Below are 14,766 nucleotides of genomic sequence, written 5' to 3'. Positions count from 1 at the left end.
AATCATACTCAAATAGATAGTAAGGGGACTTAGAGTGAACAAGTCGGAACTGATTGATGCTATCGCTGCATCCGCTGATATCCCGAAAGCTGCTGCCGGCCGTGCGCTGGACGCTGTAATCGAATCCGTCACTGGCGCTCTCAAGGCTGGCGACTCCGTGGTTCTGGTTGGTTTCGGCACTTTCTCCGTAACCGATCGTCCAGCTCGCATTGGTCGTAACCCACAGACCGGTAAGACGCTGGAAATCGCAGCAGCCAAAAAACCAGGTTTCAAAGCCGGTAAAGCACTGAAAGAAGCTGTCAACTAAGTTTCGTTTCAGTTTTTTGCCCATCCGGGTCGGGGTCATGCCTGACCTGGCAGCGGAGCGGCAGTCTGGACGGCAGTTGCCGATTCAAGACGCCGAGGGTCGCGAGTTCGAGCCTCGATCCGCTCCGCCAGTTACGAGAAGGCGCATCCTCGGATGCGCCTTTCTTCTATCCGGATACTACCCACGCTCCACGGTTGCCTAATTTTGAAGTTCAACCGTTTCTGGGGGACGCATGCTGCAGAATATCAGGGACAATTCACAAGGCTGGATTGCCAAGACCATTATCGGGGTCATCGTTGCACTGATGGCGCTGACCGGTTTCGACGCCATTTTTCAGGCCACGACGAGCAAGAATGAAGCGGCGAAGGTCAATGGCGAAGAAATCAGCCAGAACGAGCTGAGCCAGGCGGTCGATATGCAACGCCGTCAACTCATGCAACAGCTGGGCAAGGATTTCGATGCATCCTTGCTTGACGAAAAAATGCTGCGCGAATCGGCTCTCAAAGGCCTGATCGATCGCAAGCTGCTGCTGCAAGGCGCAGAAAATTCGAAGTTCGCTTTTTCCGAAGCGGCGCTGGACCAGGTCATCCTGCAAACACCTGAATTTCAGGTGGATGGCAAATTCAGCCCCGAGCGTTTCGATCAGGTGATTCGTCAACTTGGCTACAGCCGTATGCAATTCCGCCAGATGCTGGCTCAGGAAATGCTGATCGGTCAATTGCGTGCCGGTGTGGCGGGTAGCGGTTTCGTCACCGATGCACAGGTGCTGGCATTCGCCCGTCTGGAGAAACAGACCCGCGATTTCGCTTCCCTGAACATCAAGGCTGACCCGGCGGCTGTGAAGCTGACCGACGAAGAGGTCAAGGCCTACTACGACGAACACGCCAAGGAATTCATGACGCCGGATCAGGTGATCATCGATTACCTCGAGTTGAAGAAGTCTTCCTTCTTCGATCAGGTCAGCGTCAAGGACGAAGACCTGCAGGCGGCGTATCAGAAAGAAATCGCCAACCTGTCGGAGCAACGCCGGGCTGCGCACATTCTGATCGAAGTCAACGACAAGACCACCGAAGCGCAGGCCAAGGCCAGGATCGACGAGGTTCAGGCGCGTCTGGCCAAGGGTGAGACATTCGAGGCGCTGGCCAAGGAATTCTCCCAGGATCCAGGTTCGGCCAACAATGGCGGTGACCTTGGTTTTGCCGGTCCTGGCGTCTACGACCCGGCGTTCGAAACAGCCCTGTACGCGCTGAACAAGGACCAGGTTTCGGCGCCGGTTCGCACCGATTTCGGTTTCCACCTGATCAAGCTGCTGGGCGTGGAAGCGCCAGAAGTGCCGACGTTCGCCAGCCTGAAAGACAAGCTGACCCGTACGCTGAAGACCCAGGAGGTCGAACAGCGTTTCGTCGAGGCGAGCAAGCAACTGGAAGATGCCGCGTTCGAGGCTTCCGATCTGGCCCAGCCGGCGCAGGACCTGAAGCTGACCGTTCACACCTCCAAAGCGTTTGGTCGTGAAGGGGGTGAGGGCGTCACAGCTAACCGTGGTGTGATCACTGCCGCGTTCAGCCCTGAAGTGTTGGATGAAGGTGCCAACAGCACTGCCATCGAGCTCGATCCGGAAACCGTGATCGTGCTGCGCGCCAAGGAGCACCTGAAGCCTTCGCAACTGCCGCTGGAAAGCGTCGCTGCGGCCATCCGCGTGCAGTTGGCCAAGGAACACGCCAGCGCTGATGCCAAGACCAAGGCTGAAGCCCTGATCGTCAGTCTGCGCGAAGGCAAGACCCCGCTGGACCAGGCTATCGACGGCCAGAGCTGGAAAGTCACTGAAGCGGCTACCCGTGCTCAGGAAGGGGTCGACCCTGCTGTGCTGCAAGCGTTGTTCCGCATGCCGAAACCGGCTGCCAAGGACAAACCGACCTTCACCAGCGTGACGCTGGCGGATGGCAGCCTGGTGGTCGTGCGTCTCAATGGCGTGAACGAAGCGGCAGCACCGACTGAAGAAGAGAAAGCGCAATACCGCCGCTACCTCGCTTCCCGTGTCGGCCAGCAAGACTTCGCGGCTTACCGCAAGCAACTGGAAAGCCAGGCTGACATCAAGAAGTACTGATGACTGACTGAGTGTTGCGTTTCATAAAAACCCCGGCCATTGGTCGGGGTTTTTTTCATCAAGATCAAAAGATCACAGCCTTTGTAGACGCTGCCGCAGGCTGCGATCTTTTGATCTTTTGCTATGCCCCCGCAACTTCCCGCATGGAAGGCAGTCAACACACCTGTAACCGTTTCAAGACACAATCGATGCTCCCTCAGGCTTCGTTCTGTTGCACAATACGCCCCGGACTGTTTCCCTCAGGATGTTCAATGTTTAAATCATTTCCCGTGCGGGTTGTCGGGCTGGCAATCGTGCTGGCCGCTGCGGCCGGTTGTTCGTCAGAGAAAGCCGCGATCTATGAGCATGAGAAGTTCGATGACTCTGGAACCTATTCGCGCAACTATCCGGTGACTGACGCGCAGAGCTGTGAAGCCGCGCGTCGGGCCTTGCTCAGTCAGGGTTACATCATCACCAGCAGCGATCCGAAACTCATCAGCGGCCACAAGAGCTTCCAGCAGACCGGCGAAAACCACATGGAGATCAGCTTCAGTGTGGTCTGTACCGATGATGGCAGCGAAGGCCATCACGCGACCGTGTTCGCCAACGCCCTGCAGGATCGCTATGCGCTGAAGAAGACCAACAACTCCGCCAGTCTTGGCGTGGGTGTGCTGGGCTCGGTATCGATGCCGATCGGCTCCTCTGACGACTCGATGGTCAAGGTGGCCAGCGAAACCGTCACCTCGGCCAAGTTCTATGAGCGTTTTTTCGCCCTGATCGAATTGTTCCTGCCGCCGGAAGCAAAGAAGGCTGCGCACATTATCGAAAAGCCGAAAACCGACCTGGGTGTGCCTGAAGTCAAAGCTGCACCGGCACCATTGGCGCCAGCCCCAGCCCCAGCCCCAGCCCCAGCGTCTGCACCTGCCCCTGAACAGATCCCGGCTGCCCCGGCACCCGCTGAGCCAACACCGGAACCAGCTCCTGTCGAAACCGCGCCAGCGGTTTCCGAACCGTTTGCTCCACCACCTGAAGCGGCACCGATCACCCCGGTCGAAAACACAGCGCCGGCACCGTCCGCTGAAATCATCACGCCGCCGGCCAACCCAAGCGACCTGCCTCCACCGAGCGAACCGATTCCGGCGATTCCCGTCTCCGGCCAGTAAAGACCTGCTACGTTACGGGTTCGGCTCATACGACGCCGACCCCATAACATCGCTGCACTTGATCGGCATCAACCAACAGGCTTGGCCCTGCGCCCTGCAGCAAAAAACCAGTGATAAATTCCTGACCGCCTGCTACGTTTTATTCAGTAGCTACGCAGCGTCGTGCCCATGTCATTTTTCTTTCACGCGGGCACTTTATGCTGAAAATGCAGGTCATTTATTCAGACGTTTTTCGACAAGCTGTGGGGGATTCAATAATGGACGATTATCAGGAAGAGCTGCTCGAATACCAGGCCTTCGAACTGGACCCGGTGGAACCAGCAGAAGACGCCACCGAGTTGTAATCAACGCTGCAGCTTCAGGCTGACTTTCTATGACTTCGGCGAAACTCGCCGGGCGTCTGGCCGCTCCAGCGTTTGAATGCCCGTTGAAACGCTTCAGCTGAGGCAAAGCCCAGCAAGTAGGCGATTTCACCGAATGCCAGTTCGGTGTCGCGAATGTAGGTCATGGCCAGGTCACGGCGCGTGTCGTTGAGAATCGCGCGAAACTGCGTGCCTTCTTCCGCGAGTTTGCGGCGCAAGGTCCAGGTGGGCAGCTTCAGGCGTGCCGCCACTTCCTCAAGGTCGGGTTCCCGGCCACCACTGAGCAACGGCCCCAGCAGGGCTATGATGCGTTCACGCAGGCTGCGGGTGCGGGTCAGTTGTTCCAGCTCCCGTTCACACAATTGCAGCAAATGGCGCCAGGTGCTCGGGCAGTGCTCAGGGTTGCGTTGGGCCAGGCTCGCCAGGCTCAGGCGCAGTTGATTGTGTTCGGCGCCAAACTGGATCGGACAATCGCCCAGCACGTCGTCATACACTGCGCGGTAAACGGGCGGCTCGAACTCTATTTCGATCCGTTCGGCCCGCAGTGGGGCAGGGCTGACGCTCGATAGCTGCTGCAACCAGCCAGCGATGATCGAGTCCACCACGAAGCGGTTGTAGCTGTTGTAGGGGCTGATGGAGTAAAAGCGCAGCCAGGCGCCCTGGGCGTCCTCGTGAAAGCTCGATTGACCACGATAGTTGGAGCCGTACAAAGCTTCGAAGCGAATCAGGCAGCGCGCAGCTTCTCGCACCGTCGGCGCCTGGGCGGCGGTGACACCGGCAAGACCGGCCTGGCTCAGGCGGCTGAGCTGGCCCATGCGCAAGCCCAGCGCCGGGTTGGCGGTCAGTTGGATAGCGCCGTGACCCAGGCGCATGTAGCGCGGAATCGACAGTCGGGCCCCGGCTTCACTCAGGCGCGCCGCATCGAGGCCGTATTGATCGAGCAGGGGCTGTGGATCGACACCATGGCTGCGTACGGCATCGGCCAGGCTATGGACGAAGCCTACGGACAGATCGCCAAGACGCATCGGCAGCGGCTTCATCGCTTACAACCACAGGTTCAGCAGACGCGCACCGCGGGCGTTGCCATCGCTAAATTGCTGGCCGTTACTGTTGAGAAAGCTTTGCCCGGCGCTGCCCTGGTCCCAGAACTGCCCCCGCATGAACACACTCATGCCGGCAATGGCCTGATTGGCCGGTGTCCGCGTGGTGACAGTCAGTCGTTGCCAGGCCTGGCCTTCGCTGAGTTCCCCGGATTTGAGGCTCACGGAATCCGGAGTCGAGGAGCCACGGAAACCGCGCCACGGCTGCTCCCAGGCGCCGCGTCCCGTCACGAACGCCGGCACCACGACCAACTGCACGCTCTGATCATCGAGCTTGCGGTAGTTATCCGGATACCAGCTGTCGCGGCCAATCAGCACACCAAGACGCCCGGCCGGTGTGTCGACGACATTAACCGAATGTTCGGTGTTGGCCTTGATCCCGTCCGGTCCCGCAAAGACGGGATACATCTGGCGCTGGGGCTGGCCAATCGGCAGGCCTTCGCGGTTGAACACCACGCTGCTGTTGTACAGCGCGCCGCGACCGATTTTCAGCCTGCCGTCGATGATGCTGGGTTCAGGCAATACGATAGAGCCCGCCACCAGGGTTACGTGGAATTCCTTTGCCAGACCGCCGAACAGTGCCTGGTAGTCCTTGGCCATGGCCTTGGCCTTCATGCGCAGGTGCGCGTCGTCCAGGCGATTGCCGTCCTCGGCGCTGATCAGGGCACGCACGAACTTCAATGGATTGCTCGCCGCCAGCCAGTTCATCGCTTCCTTGATGGTGGCGGCCTGGTACAGCTCATCTTTTTCGCCGCTGACCATCAGCCAGGTGCCGACATGCTCGGGCAGCACAACGATGGTCTTGTCATTGAGCAGGCCCTGATCCCGGGCCTTCTGCAAATAGGCCGCCAGTTTGCGATGCAGGCGCTCGGGGCTTTGATAGTCGGTGGGGAACAGCTCGGGCTGGATGCCCAGCAGGTTGCCACGGTCGGCAGGTGTGCCCTGATCGATCGCCAGGTTGATGCGCAGGTCCGACAGGTAATGCCCCACCGGCCGATCCGCGGCCCACATGGCGTAGGTTGTCAGGGTGGCAATCAGTGCCATGGAAAATGTCAGGTACAGAAGTTTGCGCATGGGGAAACAGTCAACAGCCGTATTCAGGGTGCATGGCTTTTTATCGGCTTCAAGGATAAAGCGAATCAAGGAGTGAGTGGGGAAAATTGTGCTCGGCGATTTTTTGTCTTAAAAGTTTTGATTTTTCGCGTTGTATTTGAAGTCGCGGCATCGACTAATTTTGATGCAATCCTGGTTTTACAGATACCTCTAAGCCTTGAGCAGAGACCTTGTTGCTATTTGCGATAATGCACGTAACAACGTTTGTGAGCGCCTCTGTGAGTTGTGCTTCGGTTGTCTCGACGCTGTACCAATGTGACTGTCCGAATAACATCACAATGACTGCACTGGTGGTGGCGCAAATCTGCGCACCAGTGTTTCCTTCCTTGGCGTACTCATCCGTGATGATTTCGGTTAAAACAGAGCAATATCTGTTTTTCAGCTGAATAACCTGCTGCTGTTGTTCTTCATTGAGATTCGCGAATTCACGGGTGATCAGAACCAATTTGTACTTTTCATTAAAATGAAAAGCGATGAAAGCCTGGATGAACAGCTGCAAACGCTTGCCTGGGCTGCGCGCTCCCTTGATGCGACGCAAGGTGTCGAGCAATAAGTCGGACAATGCGGACTCAATAAGCTCGAATAACAATGACTGTTTGTTTTCGATGTGATGGTATAGCGATCCGGCATGCAGCCCGAGATAGCTCGCCAGATCTCGCAGGCCGATTGCTTGAAAGCCGCGTGTGGCGAAGAGTTCAAGCGCAGCATCAAGCAGTCGATCACGGGCGCTGTGTGTTGGATTGGCTAATGCGCTGTTAGTTGGCATGTGGATTGGTCAACTGCAAAAGGTTTGGCAAAATATCAAAGGCCTGCGGCAAAAGTGCTTGAGCTTGCACTGCCAGGTTTAACTGCCGTGACGATAGTTGGTTTGGGAAGCATGGTGCGCGGTGCGCATCAGCAACAGCACCGCGCAAATCACTGGCAGGTTCACCAGCAACAGTGCATAGCGCAGTGACTCGTGACCAAACAGCGGTAGCAGCATATCGCTGAACAAGCCGGTTATCAGTGGCCCGACGCCGACCCCGAGCAGCGTACTCACGATGGTTTGCAGGGCCATGGCGGCACCGCGTTGGCCTGCTGGCACCAGTTGAGTGACGAGGTTGTAGGACGGGGCGACCCACCACACGGAAAAGAATGAATACAACGCGCACCAGAGCATGGCGACTGGAATCGGCACATTGCCCAGTCGAACCAGCAGGGAATCGGACCAAAGCAGATAGGGGATCAGCGCGCTGATTGCTGCCAGGTGGCCCAATACCGGAATCGAAACCTGCCAATGCGGATTGCGCCGGCACAGGCGGTCACTTAACCAGCCACTGAACAGGCCACCGATCCCGGCTGAGGTTCCACAGATTACCCCCGCCAGCAATCCGGCGTGCTGCAGTGACAAGCCGTGGGAGCGCATCAGGAAGGTGGTATTCCACATGCCGATGGCATAGGCGCTGAGCGTGGTCAGGCCGCCCGCGAGGATCAGGCAACGGTAGGCGGGCAAAGCCCAGAGCTTGCGTGCTTCGGCACGCATACCCAGGAGTGCGGGTTGCGAGTGGGGGTGTGGCGTAAGGTCCCAGCGACCGCGCTGCGGATCACGCACGACAAAGGCCAGGATGGCGCTGAACAACAGGGCCGGTAGGCCAAGGGCGATGAATGCGCTGCGCCAGCCATAGTGCTCCACCACCCAGGCGCCGATGCTCAAACCGATGATCGAGGAAAACGTCGGCGCGGCGGTAAAACAACTTATGGCGAATGAGCGTCGTTGCGGTGGATACAGATCCGCGATCAACGACAGCGAAGCCGACGTCGTCGGCGATTCGCTGACGGCAACCAGCATTCGCGCAAAGGCCAGTGCCAGGAAGCTGCCAGCCAGCCCGCACGCCATGGTCGCCACTGCCCACAACAGGCAAGACATTGCCAGCAGGCGGATTCGCGGCATGCGGTCCACCAACCTTCCCGCTGGCAGACCCATCAGCGCATAGACGGCGGCGAACGCCAGGCCCGAGATCAAGCCGATGGCGGTGTCGCCGACCGCGAATTCGGCTTTGATCGGCTCGACCATGACCGCAAGAATTTGTCGCCCGACGAAGTTGTCGGCAAACACCATGGCCAGCAAAAATAGCAACCCATGGCTGCCCCAGCCGACACTGATCGGTGATGACAAACCTGCACGGGCGGTCATCGCGGCGCCCACAGATCAGGCAAGCCTGGGTCACTGACGACGATCAGGCGCTTGAGCAGAACCTTCAAGGCTTGTGCGTCAGCGGCGCCGAGCTTGACCGAGAGGTCTTCTTCCACGGCCTTGGCTATTGCCAGTTGATGAAGTGAAACCTCGCGGCCCTGGGCCGTGAGGACAAAGCGGATCGAGTCTGCCGAACCCTCGAACGCGACCAGCCGCTGGCGTTCGAGAAAACGCATGCTTGCCAGGGTGACTTCGCGGCCGGTGTAGTTAACGAAAGTGTTGATTTCCTCGAGGGTCAGGTTGTCGCGAATGCACAAAATCGAAAGGACAAAAAACGTCTGCTCGTCCAGCTGCTGATTGTTGAGCAACTGGCGCAAGGCATTGAGCACCTGGTAATGGCCGCGCCCCAACAGGTAGCCGAGCAAGTCTTCGGTGTAGCTGCATTCCGGTGGCGGCGGTGTGGTCGCCAGGCGCAGCTCGCTGCGAGGCTTGCGCGTGGCCAGAGCATATTGGCCACTCTGGAACGCCAGCGGAGCCCGGTTGCTGTGATCGAAGGCGAGTACTTCACCGACAAAAATCACGTGGTCGCCACCTTCGTACTGGAACGCCGTACGGCACTGGAAGCGCGCCGTGCAATCCTGCAGCAGCGGTGCCTCGCTAACGCCATTATCGAGCTCGATTTCGGCGAATTTGTTCTCGCCCTGGGTAGCGAAACGTCCTGACAGGGTTTCCTGCTCCGTGGACAGCACGTGCACGTTCCAATGCTTGCCGCTGCTGAACACCGGCAGGCTGCGCGCTTGCTTGGACAGGCTCCAGAGCACCAGCGGCGGGTTGAGTGAAACCGAGTTGAAGCTGTTGGCGGTGATGCCAACTGGCGAGCCGTCTTCGGACTGGGTAGTGATGATCGTGACCCCGGTGGTGAACGTGCCGAGCGCGGCACGAAATGCCTGGGGATCGAAGCTGATGTTTTGCATTGCCATGACTGGCCTCATGGGGTTGGGTTTTCGTATGGCCAGTATTGGACGTTTGCAGGCCCTGGGCATCGTCTCAACGGACTAACGCTGATATATGGCCTCGTCCGATTGGACGAGGCGGCGCAGCCATCCGCGAGGCTAGGGTGGCGCCAGGCGCATCGGGCGCTCAATGGCCATTGAGCCAACCTGCAAGGGGATAACAATGAGTACAGCCACGTCTTGCGTTCATGACCTTTCCAGCCTGCTGGCGCTACAGAAAAGCGCTTTTGCCAGTGCCGGCAGAATCGACGCCGACACCCGTCGCCAGCGCCTCCAGCAAGTGATCGACTTGTTGGTCCATAATCACCAGGCATTGACCACGGCGATCGACCAGGACTTTGGCGGGCGGCCTGCCGGGTTTTCATTGATGAACGACGTGCTGGGTGCACTGGCCTCGCTCAAGTATGCCCGTGACCATCTGCAGGAATGGATGCAGGACGAACCGCGCGAGATGTTTGCCCCTTATGACCAGCTTGGCGCCAGCGCGTGGGTCATGCATCAGCCAAAAGGCACGGTGGGCATCCTGGGTACCTGGAACGCGCCGCTGTATACCTTGTTCAGTCCTCTGGCCTCGGCGCTGGCGGCCGGCAACCGCGCCATCCTCAAACCTTCGGAAGTAGTGCCACGCACCGCCGAGCTGGTGGCGCGCCTGTGCGCCGAGCACCTCGACCCACTGGTGGTGGCGGTGGTCAACGGCGGGCCGGAATTGGGCGAAGCCTTCAGTAGCCAGCCTTTCGACCACCTGGTGTTCACCGGTAGCACGGCGGTTGGCCGGCAGGTAATGGGTAATGCAGCAAAAAATCTGGTGCCGGTCACCCTGGAGCTCGGCGGCAAATCGCCGGTGATCGTTTCGCGCACTGCTGACTTGAACAAAACTGCCTTCAGCATCGCGGCGGGCAAGATTTGCAATGGGGGGCAGGTTTGCATCAACCCGGATCTGGTCTACGTGCCCAAGGTTCAACTTGAGTCTTTTCTCGATGCACTACGCAGCGCCTATCGCGATCTCAACCCGACAGTGGCTGGCAATCTGGATGTGGTGGCAGTGGTCAACCAGCGTCATCTGGATCGTGTCGAGGGCCTGGTCGAGGACGCGCAGGTGCGCGGTGCACGCATCGAGTGCCTGCCCGAACCTCTGGCCCTGGATGCCCGGGAACGTCGTCGCCCGCTGCGGGCGGTGGTTGATCCGGCCCCGGACAGCCTGATCATGCATGAAGAAATCTTTGGCCCTGCGATGGTCGTGCTCAGCTATGACGACCTCGATCAGGTCATTGCTCAAATCAACTCCCGGCCACGTCCATTGGCGCTGTACTACTTCGGTGAGGATGCACAAGAACAGCGTTATGTGCTGGAGCACACCCTGTCCGGCGGGGTCACGATTAACGACGTGATGATGCATGCCGCGATGCACGATGCACCGTTCGGCGGCGTCGGCGCCTCGGGCATGGGCCATTACCATGGTCGCGAAGGTTTTCTCGAATTCAGTCATATGCGCACGGTATTCAAGGCATCGACCCACGACCCGCGCCGAGAGTGGGGCTTGTTGCCGCCTTATGGCGAGCACTATCTGGCGGCCATGCTGGCCGGGGTAACCTGCGACTGATTTGAGCGCGGGGGCTTTGAGCCCCATCCGCTTCATGAGACAGGCCATTGTTTATGTACAAGGGGCTGCGCAGTATCGCTATCGTTCGGCGTTGCTGGATTACCTGGTACTGGCGGTGGTCGACGGCATGGGGAAAGTGGTCAGTCGGTCGAGAGTGTCTCGGCCGGTACCGCATCGTTGTCGGCCAACGCCAGGCATAGCGCGGCTGCCGCCGGGGACCTGGAATTGCTGGCGAGGGCGCTGGATCAGTTGTCGACACGCTTTAATGTCGCTTGATCACCTGCCTTGGTCCATCCGAATGCCACTCCCACAGGGTACAAGTCCCCAATCCCTTAACAACTCACCATCAGGGCGTGATCATCACCATGGATAAGCACGAAAACGCACCACTCAACTTCACCACCGGCTGGCCGCGCCGTAGCGTACTCAAGGCTGGTGCCGTGGCTGTCGGCGTCGGGATTCTGGGGCGGTTTGCCGATGCCCGCGCGGCTGGACTGTCGGCCAGCGATTACCAGGCCATGGATGCCTGGGCCATGAGCCAGGCGATCCGCAGTGGCGAACTAAGCGCCGAGGACTTGTTGGCGGCGGCGCTTGCCCGCTATAACGAGGTCAACCCCAAGGTCAATGCGGTGAACATGCTGCATGAAACCTACGCCCGTACCTTGCTTGCCCAGCGCCGTGCTGCCGGCACCTACAACCATGGCACCCTGGCCGGTGTACCGCTGCTGTTCAAGGACCTGAACACCACGCTAGAAGGTACGATCACCAGTAATGGCAGCCGGATGTTCAAGGACTCACCGCCCGCTGCCCGCACCAGCACCCTGATCGCCCGCTACGAGCAGGCCGGTGCGGTAGCGTTCGGCAAGACCACGTCCCCCGAGTTTGGCTTGACCACCACTACCGAATCCCTGGCCTGGGGCCAGACTCATAACCCCTGGAACCTGGCCATGAGCGCGGGTGGTTCTTCTGGTGGCTCGGCCGCTGCGGTTGCGGCGGGGATCGTTCCCGTGGCTCATGCCACTGATGGCGGCGGTTCGATTCGAATTCCCGCTTCGTACTGCGGCGTGGTCGGGCTCAAGCCGACCCGCTATCGCACCCCCAGCGGGCCACTGCATTTCGAAGGTTCGTTTGGCGCCAGTGCTGCCAATGTGGTGTCGCGCACAGTGCGCGATACCGCGCTGTTCCTTGATGCCGGTCAGGGTCATGAGGCGGGCAGCGCCTATTGGTGTCCGCCGTTGATTCGGCCTTATGTGGAGGAATTACAACGTGATCCGGGCAGGTTGCGCGTGGCCGTGGTGCGCCAATCACTGACTGGCGCCCCTCTGGACCCGGCGATTGCCGCCACGCTGGAACAGACCATCAAGCAATTGTTGGCCCTGGGGCATCAACTCGATGAATTAAAGCTGAACATCGATCCGCGCCAGTTGTTCGGTGCCCACGGCACTGCGCTTGCCATGGCATTGCGTGTGCAGATTCATGACCGCGAGCAGGTACTCGGCCGGGCTGCCACGGTTCAGGATCTGGAGAAGATTACTTTGGTCAATCTCGAACGCTCGAAATCGACGAGCGGCGAAGACCTGTACCGCGCGCGGCAAGCGTTCGAAAGTATTGGCGCGACTATGGAGCAACACTTCGAAGGCTACGACGTGATTCTGTCGCCGGTCACCGGCAGTCTGACTCCGAAGCTGGGTCTGTTGTCGCTTGATCAGCCTTGGGACAGCTACGCCCATCAGGCAATGGGCAGCGCCGGTTTCACCGTGATAGCCAATGTCAGCGGTCAGCCGGCCATCTCTTTGCCACTGGGCCACAGCGACGACGGTCTGCCGGTGGGCATGATGTTTACTGCTCGCCTGGGTGGCGAAGACGTGCTGCTGCGCCTGGCCAGCCAGTTGGAACAGGCCCATCCGTGGGCCGCAAGACGCGCTTGCTTGTAACTTGACACACTTGTGGGAGCGAGCCTGCTCGCTCCTGCAGAGTCCGCATGACCTACAGGCAGATGTGTACAGCCAGGCCACCCTCTAGTCCACTTTGACGATGATCCCATCCCCCCGCAGCCACGATCATGGACTGCACTCCGCCAGCGCACCCTGCGTGGTCGGCGGTTTATTCCTGACCTCAGCTAATGGCATAACAACAATGACGGCTCAAGTTCAGTCTCAGACCCACTACGACGTGATCGTCGTTGGTTCGGGCGCAGGTGCGATGACTTCGGCGGTGTTCCTCGCCGACCAGGGTATGCGTGTGCTGGTAGTGGAGAAAAGCAACCAGTACGGTGGCACCTCGGCAATCTCCGGGGGCGGTATCTGGATCCCCAATAATCACTATTTCGCTCGCCAGCGAGGCAACGACAGCTACGTCACGGCGCTGACCTATCTCAAAGCCGCGGCAGGCGAACATGTCGATGAAACGCGACTGCGTGCCTACCTGGACAATGCGCCGAAGATGATCGAACAGCTCACCCGTATCAGCCGGGTGCGCTACGCGGTGGCGGCGAAATACCCTGATTATTATCCGCACCTGCCAGGGGCTCTGCCCGGTGGGCGGACCCTCGACCCGGAGATGTTCGACACCAGCCTGTTGGGTGAAGAACTGGAGAATCTGCGCAAACCGTCACCTTCAACCCTGCTGATGGGGCGCATTGCCTGGACCGCGCGCGATGCGCACAAGGCCATGGCCCGCAGTTTTGGCTGGCGCCTGCTGATCATGAAGCTGATGCTGCGCTACAAACTGGACTTCAAATGGCGACGCAAGAGCAAGATGGATCGCCGCGCATCCCTGGGCAGTTCGCTGGTGGCCTCGTTGCGCCGCTCGCTCATGGACCGCGACGTGCCGCTTTGGCTAAACACCGATTTTTGCGGCCTGATTACCGACAACGAACGGATCAGCGGCGTCACCGTGCGGCGTGACGGCGTCGAGCTGCAACTGCATGCACGTTTTGGGGTGATCCTGGCCTGCGGAGGCTTCGAACAAAACCAGATCCTGCGCGACCAGTACCTGCCCAAGCCGACCCGCAAGGCCTGGAGCGCAACGCCTCCCGGCAACAACACCGGCGCAGCCCTGGAAGCCGGCATGGCCCAGGGCGCGGCCACCGCGTTGATGGATTGGGCCTGGTGGGCGCCGACCATTGCCGTGCCGGGAGAAGACAAGCCCCGGGGGATTTTTGCCGAGCGCGCGTTCCCCGGCGCCATCGTGGTCAACGGCCTGGGCCAACGCTTTGTCAACGAAGCGGCGCCGTACCTGGAATTCGTCGATGCGATGCACCAGGACAACCAGAAAACCGGCGGAAAATCGGTGCCGGCCTGGGTGATCTTCGACGCGCATTTCCGTTTCAACTACGCCATGGGCCCGCTGATGCCGGGCCAGGTCATGCCCGACAGCCGCCTGCGCAAAGAATGGCTCAACAACCTGTATTGGAAAGCCGACACCCTGGTCGGCCTGGCCAGGGAGATCGGCGTCGACAGTGCTGGCCTGGAAGCCACCGTCAACAAGGTCAACGGCTACGCCGAGAGCGGCGTGGACCTCGACTTCGCTCGTGGTGGCAACGTCTTCGATCGCTATTACGGCGACTGCAACATCAAGCCCAATCCTTGCCTGGCGCCCTTGAAAAAAGGGCCGTACTACGCCATGCGCCTGGACGCCGGGGACATCGGCACCAAGGGCGGCCTGTTGACCAACGAAAATGCCCAAGTGGTGCGCGATGACGGCTCGACCATCGCCGGCCTGTACGCCATCGGCAACTGCTCGGCATCGGTGATGGGCACTAGCTATCCGGGGGCAGGTGGCACCCTGGGGCCGGCGATGACCTTCGGTTATGTCGCCGCCAATCACCTGGCCAGCCAGCGATAGGAGGGT

The 14,766-nt window shown here is 59.7% G+C and carries 11 protein-coding genes and 1 tRNA gene; 7 read left to right on the top strand and 5 right to left on the bottom strand.

What is annotated here, in order from left to right:
* Window positions 1-34: 34 nt before the first annotated feature.
* The 4 genes from KW839_RS17860 (at window position 35) to KW839_RS17845 (ending at window position 3,553) form a co-directional block, all read left to right on the top strand.
* Window positions 35-307, top strand: a complete 273-nt coding sequence (locus KW839_RS17860; protein ID WP_002552737.1) for an HU family DNA-binding protein — start codon at window positions 35-37, stop codon at window positions 305-307.
* 54 nt (window positions 308-361) lie between these two features.
* Window positions 362-437: transfer RNA gene (locus KW839_RS17855), tRNA-OTHER, on the top strand.
* Between the two features lie 102 nt (window positions 438-539).
* Window positions 540-2,411 carry a SurA N-terminal domain-containing protein gene (locus tag KW839_RS17850; RefSeq protein ID WP_060543426.1) on the top strand — a complete coding sequence of 624 codons (1,872 nt, stop codon included), beginning with the start codon at window positions 540-542 and terminating at the stop codon, window positions 2,409-2,411.
* 251 nt (window positions 2,412-2,662) lie between these two features.
* A complete protein-coding gene (locus tag KW839_RS17845; RefSeq protein ID WP_218425061.1) occupies window positions 2,663-3,553 on the top strand; it encodes a DUF2242 domain-containing protein in 891 nt (296 codons plus the stop codon).
* 358 nt (window positions 3,554-3,911) lie between these two features.
* Here KW839_RS17845 and KW839_RS17840 read toward each other — a convergent pair whose 3' ends face one another.
* The 5 genes from KW839_RS17840 to KW839_RS17820 all read right to left on the bottom strand — a co-directional run bounded on the left by KW839_RS17840 (window position 3,912) and on the right by KW839_RS17820 (window position 9,281).
* Entirely contained in the window at window positions 3,912-4,955 is a 1,044-nt protein-coding gene (locus tag KW839_RS17840) for an AraC family transcriptional regulator (RefSeq protein WP_060543428.1), read from the bottom strand.
* Window positions 4,956-4,958: 3 nt separating this feature from the next.
* Complete coding sequence (locus KW839_RS17835; RefSeq protein ID WP_060543429.1) at window positions 4,959-6,089, bottom strand: carbon-nitrogen hydrolase family protein; 1,131 nt, start codon at window positions 6,087-6,089, stop codon at window positions 4,959-4,961.
* A 154-nt stretch (window positions 6,090-6,243) separates the two neighbouring features.
* Window positions 6,244-6,894, bottom strand: a complete 651-nt coding sequence (locus tag KW839_RS17830; RefSeq protein WP_082457609.1) for a TetR/AcrR family transcriptional regulator — start codon at window positions 6,892-6,894, stop codon at window positions 6,244-6,246.
* A gap of 78 nt (window positions 6,895-6,972) precedes the next feature.
* Window positions 6,973-8,301 (bottom strand): MFS transporter, encoded by a 1,329-nt coding sequence (locus KW839_RS17825; protein WP_177336997.1) that lies wholly within the window; start codon window positions 8,299-8,301, stop codon window positions 6,973-6,975.
* Window positions 8,298-9,281: a flavin reductase family protein gene (locus KW839_RS17820; protein WP_060543430.1), complete on the bottom strand. Its 984-nt coding sequence runs from the start codon at window positions 9,279-9,281 to the stop codon at window positions 8,298-8,300. Before KW839_RS17820 ends, KW839_RS17825 begins: the two co-directional genes overlap by 4 nt.
* Before the next feature lie 163 nt (window positions 9,282-9,444).
* Between KW839_RS17820 and KW839_RS17815 the strand changes: the two genes are divergently transcribed.
* The 3 genes from KW839_RS17815 to KW839_RS17805 all read left to right on the top strand — a co-directional run bounded on the left by KW839_RS17815 (window position 9,445) and on the right by KW839_RS17805 (window position 14,760).
* On the top strand, window positions 9,445-10,914 hold the full coding sequence (locus KW839_RS17815) for a coniferyl aldehyde dehydrogenase (RefSeq protein ID WP_218425060.1): 1,470 nt from the start codon (window positions 9,445-9,447) through the stop codon (window positions 10,912-10,914).
* A gap of 365 nt (window positions 10,915-11,279) precedes the next feature.
* Window positions 11,280-12,848, top strand: a complete 1,569-nt coding sequence (locus KW839_RS17810; protein ID WP_060543432.1) for an amidase — start codon at window positions 11,280-11,282, stop codon at window positions 12,846-12,848.
* Window positions 12,849-13,050: 202 nt separating this feature from the next.
* Window positions 13,051-14,760: an FAD-binding protein gene (locus tag KW839_RS17805; RefSeq protein WP_060543433.1), complete on the top strand. Its 1,710-nt coding sequence runs from the start codon at window positions 13,051-13,053 to the stop codon at window positions 14,758-14,760.
* Window positions 14,761-14,766: the final 6 nt, after the last annotated feature.

Source organism: Pseudomonas sp. PDM31 (assembly GCF_019218965.1).
In the GTDB taxonomy this organism is placed as follows: Bacteria; Pseudomonadota; Gammaproteobacteria; order Pseudomonadales; family Pseudomonadaceae; genus Aquipseudomonas.
Note: the sequence above shows the minus strand (reverse complement) of the source record. Positions and strands in the feature narration are given on the sequence as shown.

Bases quoted from the DNA above. Each gene is read 5' to 3' on its own strand.
- KW839_RS17850 (WP_060543426.1), top strand. From the start codon at position 540: ATGCTGCAGAATATCAGGGACAATTCACAAGGCTGGATTGCCAAGACC.
- KW839_RS17845 (WP_218425061.1), top strand. From the start codon at position 2,663: ATGTTTAAATCATTTCCCGTGCGGGTTGTCGGGCTGGCAATCGTGCTG.
- KW839_RS17840 (WP_060543428.1), bottom strand. From the start codon at position 4,955: ATGAAGCCGCTGCCGATGCGTCTTGGCGATCTGTCCGTAGGCTTCGTC.
- KW839_RS17835 (WP_060543429.1), bottom strand. From the start codon at position 6,089: ATGCGCAAACTTCTGTACCTGACATTTTCCATGGCACTGATTGCCACC.
- KW839_RS17830 (WP_082457609.1), bottom strand. From the start codon at position 6,894: ATGCCAACTAACAGCGCATTAGCCAATCCAACACACAGCGCCCGTGAT.
- KW839_RS17825 (WP_177336997.1), bottom strand. From the start codon at position 8,301: ATGACCGCCCGTGCAGGTTTGTCATCACCGATCAGTGTCGGCTGGGGC.
- KW839_RS17820 (WP_060543430.1), bottom strand. From the start codon at position 9,281: ATGGCAATGCAAAACATCAGCTTCGATCCCCAGGCATTTCGTGCCGCG.
- KW839_RS17815 (WP_218425060.1), top strand. From the start codon at position 9,445: ATGGCCATTGAGCCAACCTGCAAGGGGATAACAATGAGTACAGCCACG.
- KW839_RS17810 (WP_060543432.1), top strand. From the start codon at position 11,280: ATGGATAAGCACGAAAACGCACCACTCAACTTCACCACCGGCTGGCCG.
- KW839_RS17805 (WP_060543433.1), top strand. From the start codon at position 13,051: ATGACGGCTCAAGTTCAGTCTCAGACCCACTACGACGTGATCGTCGTT.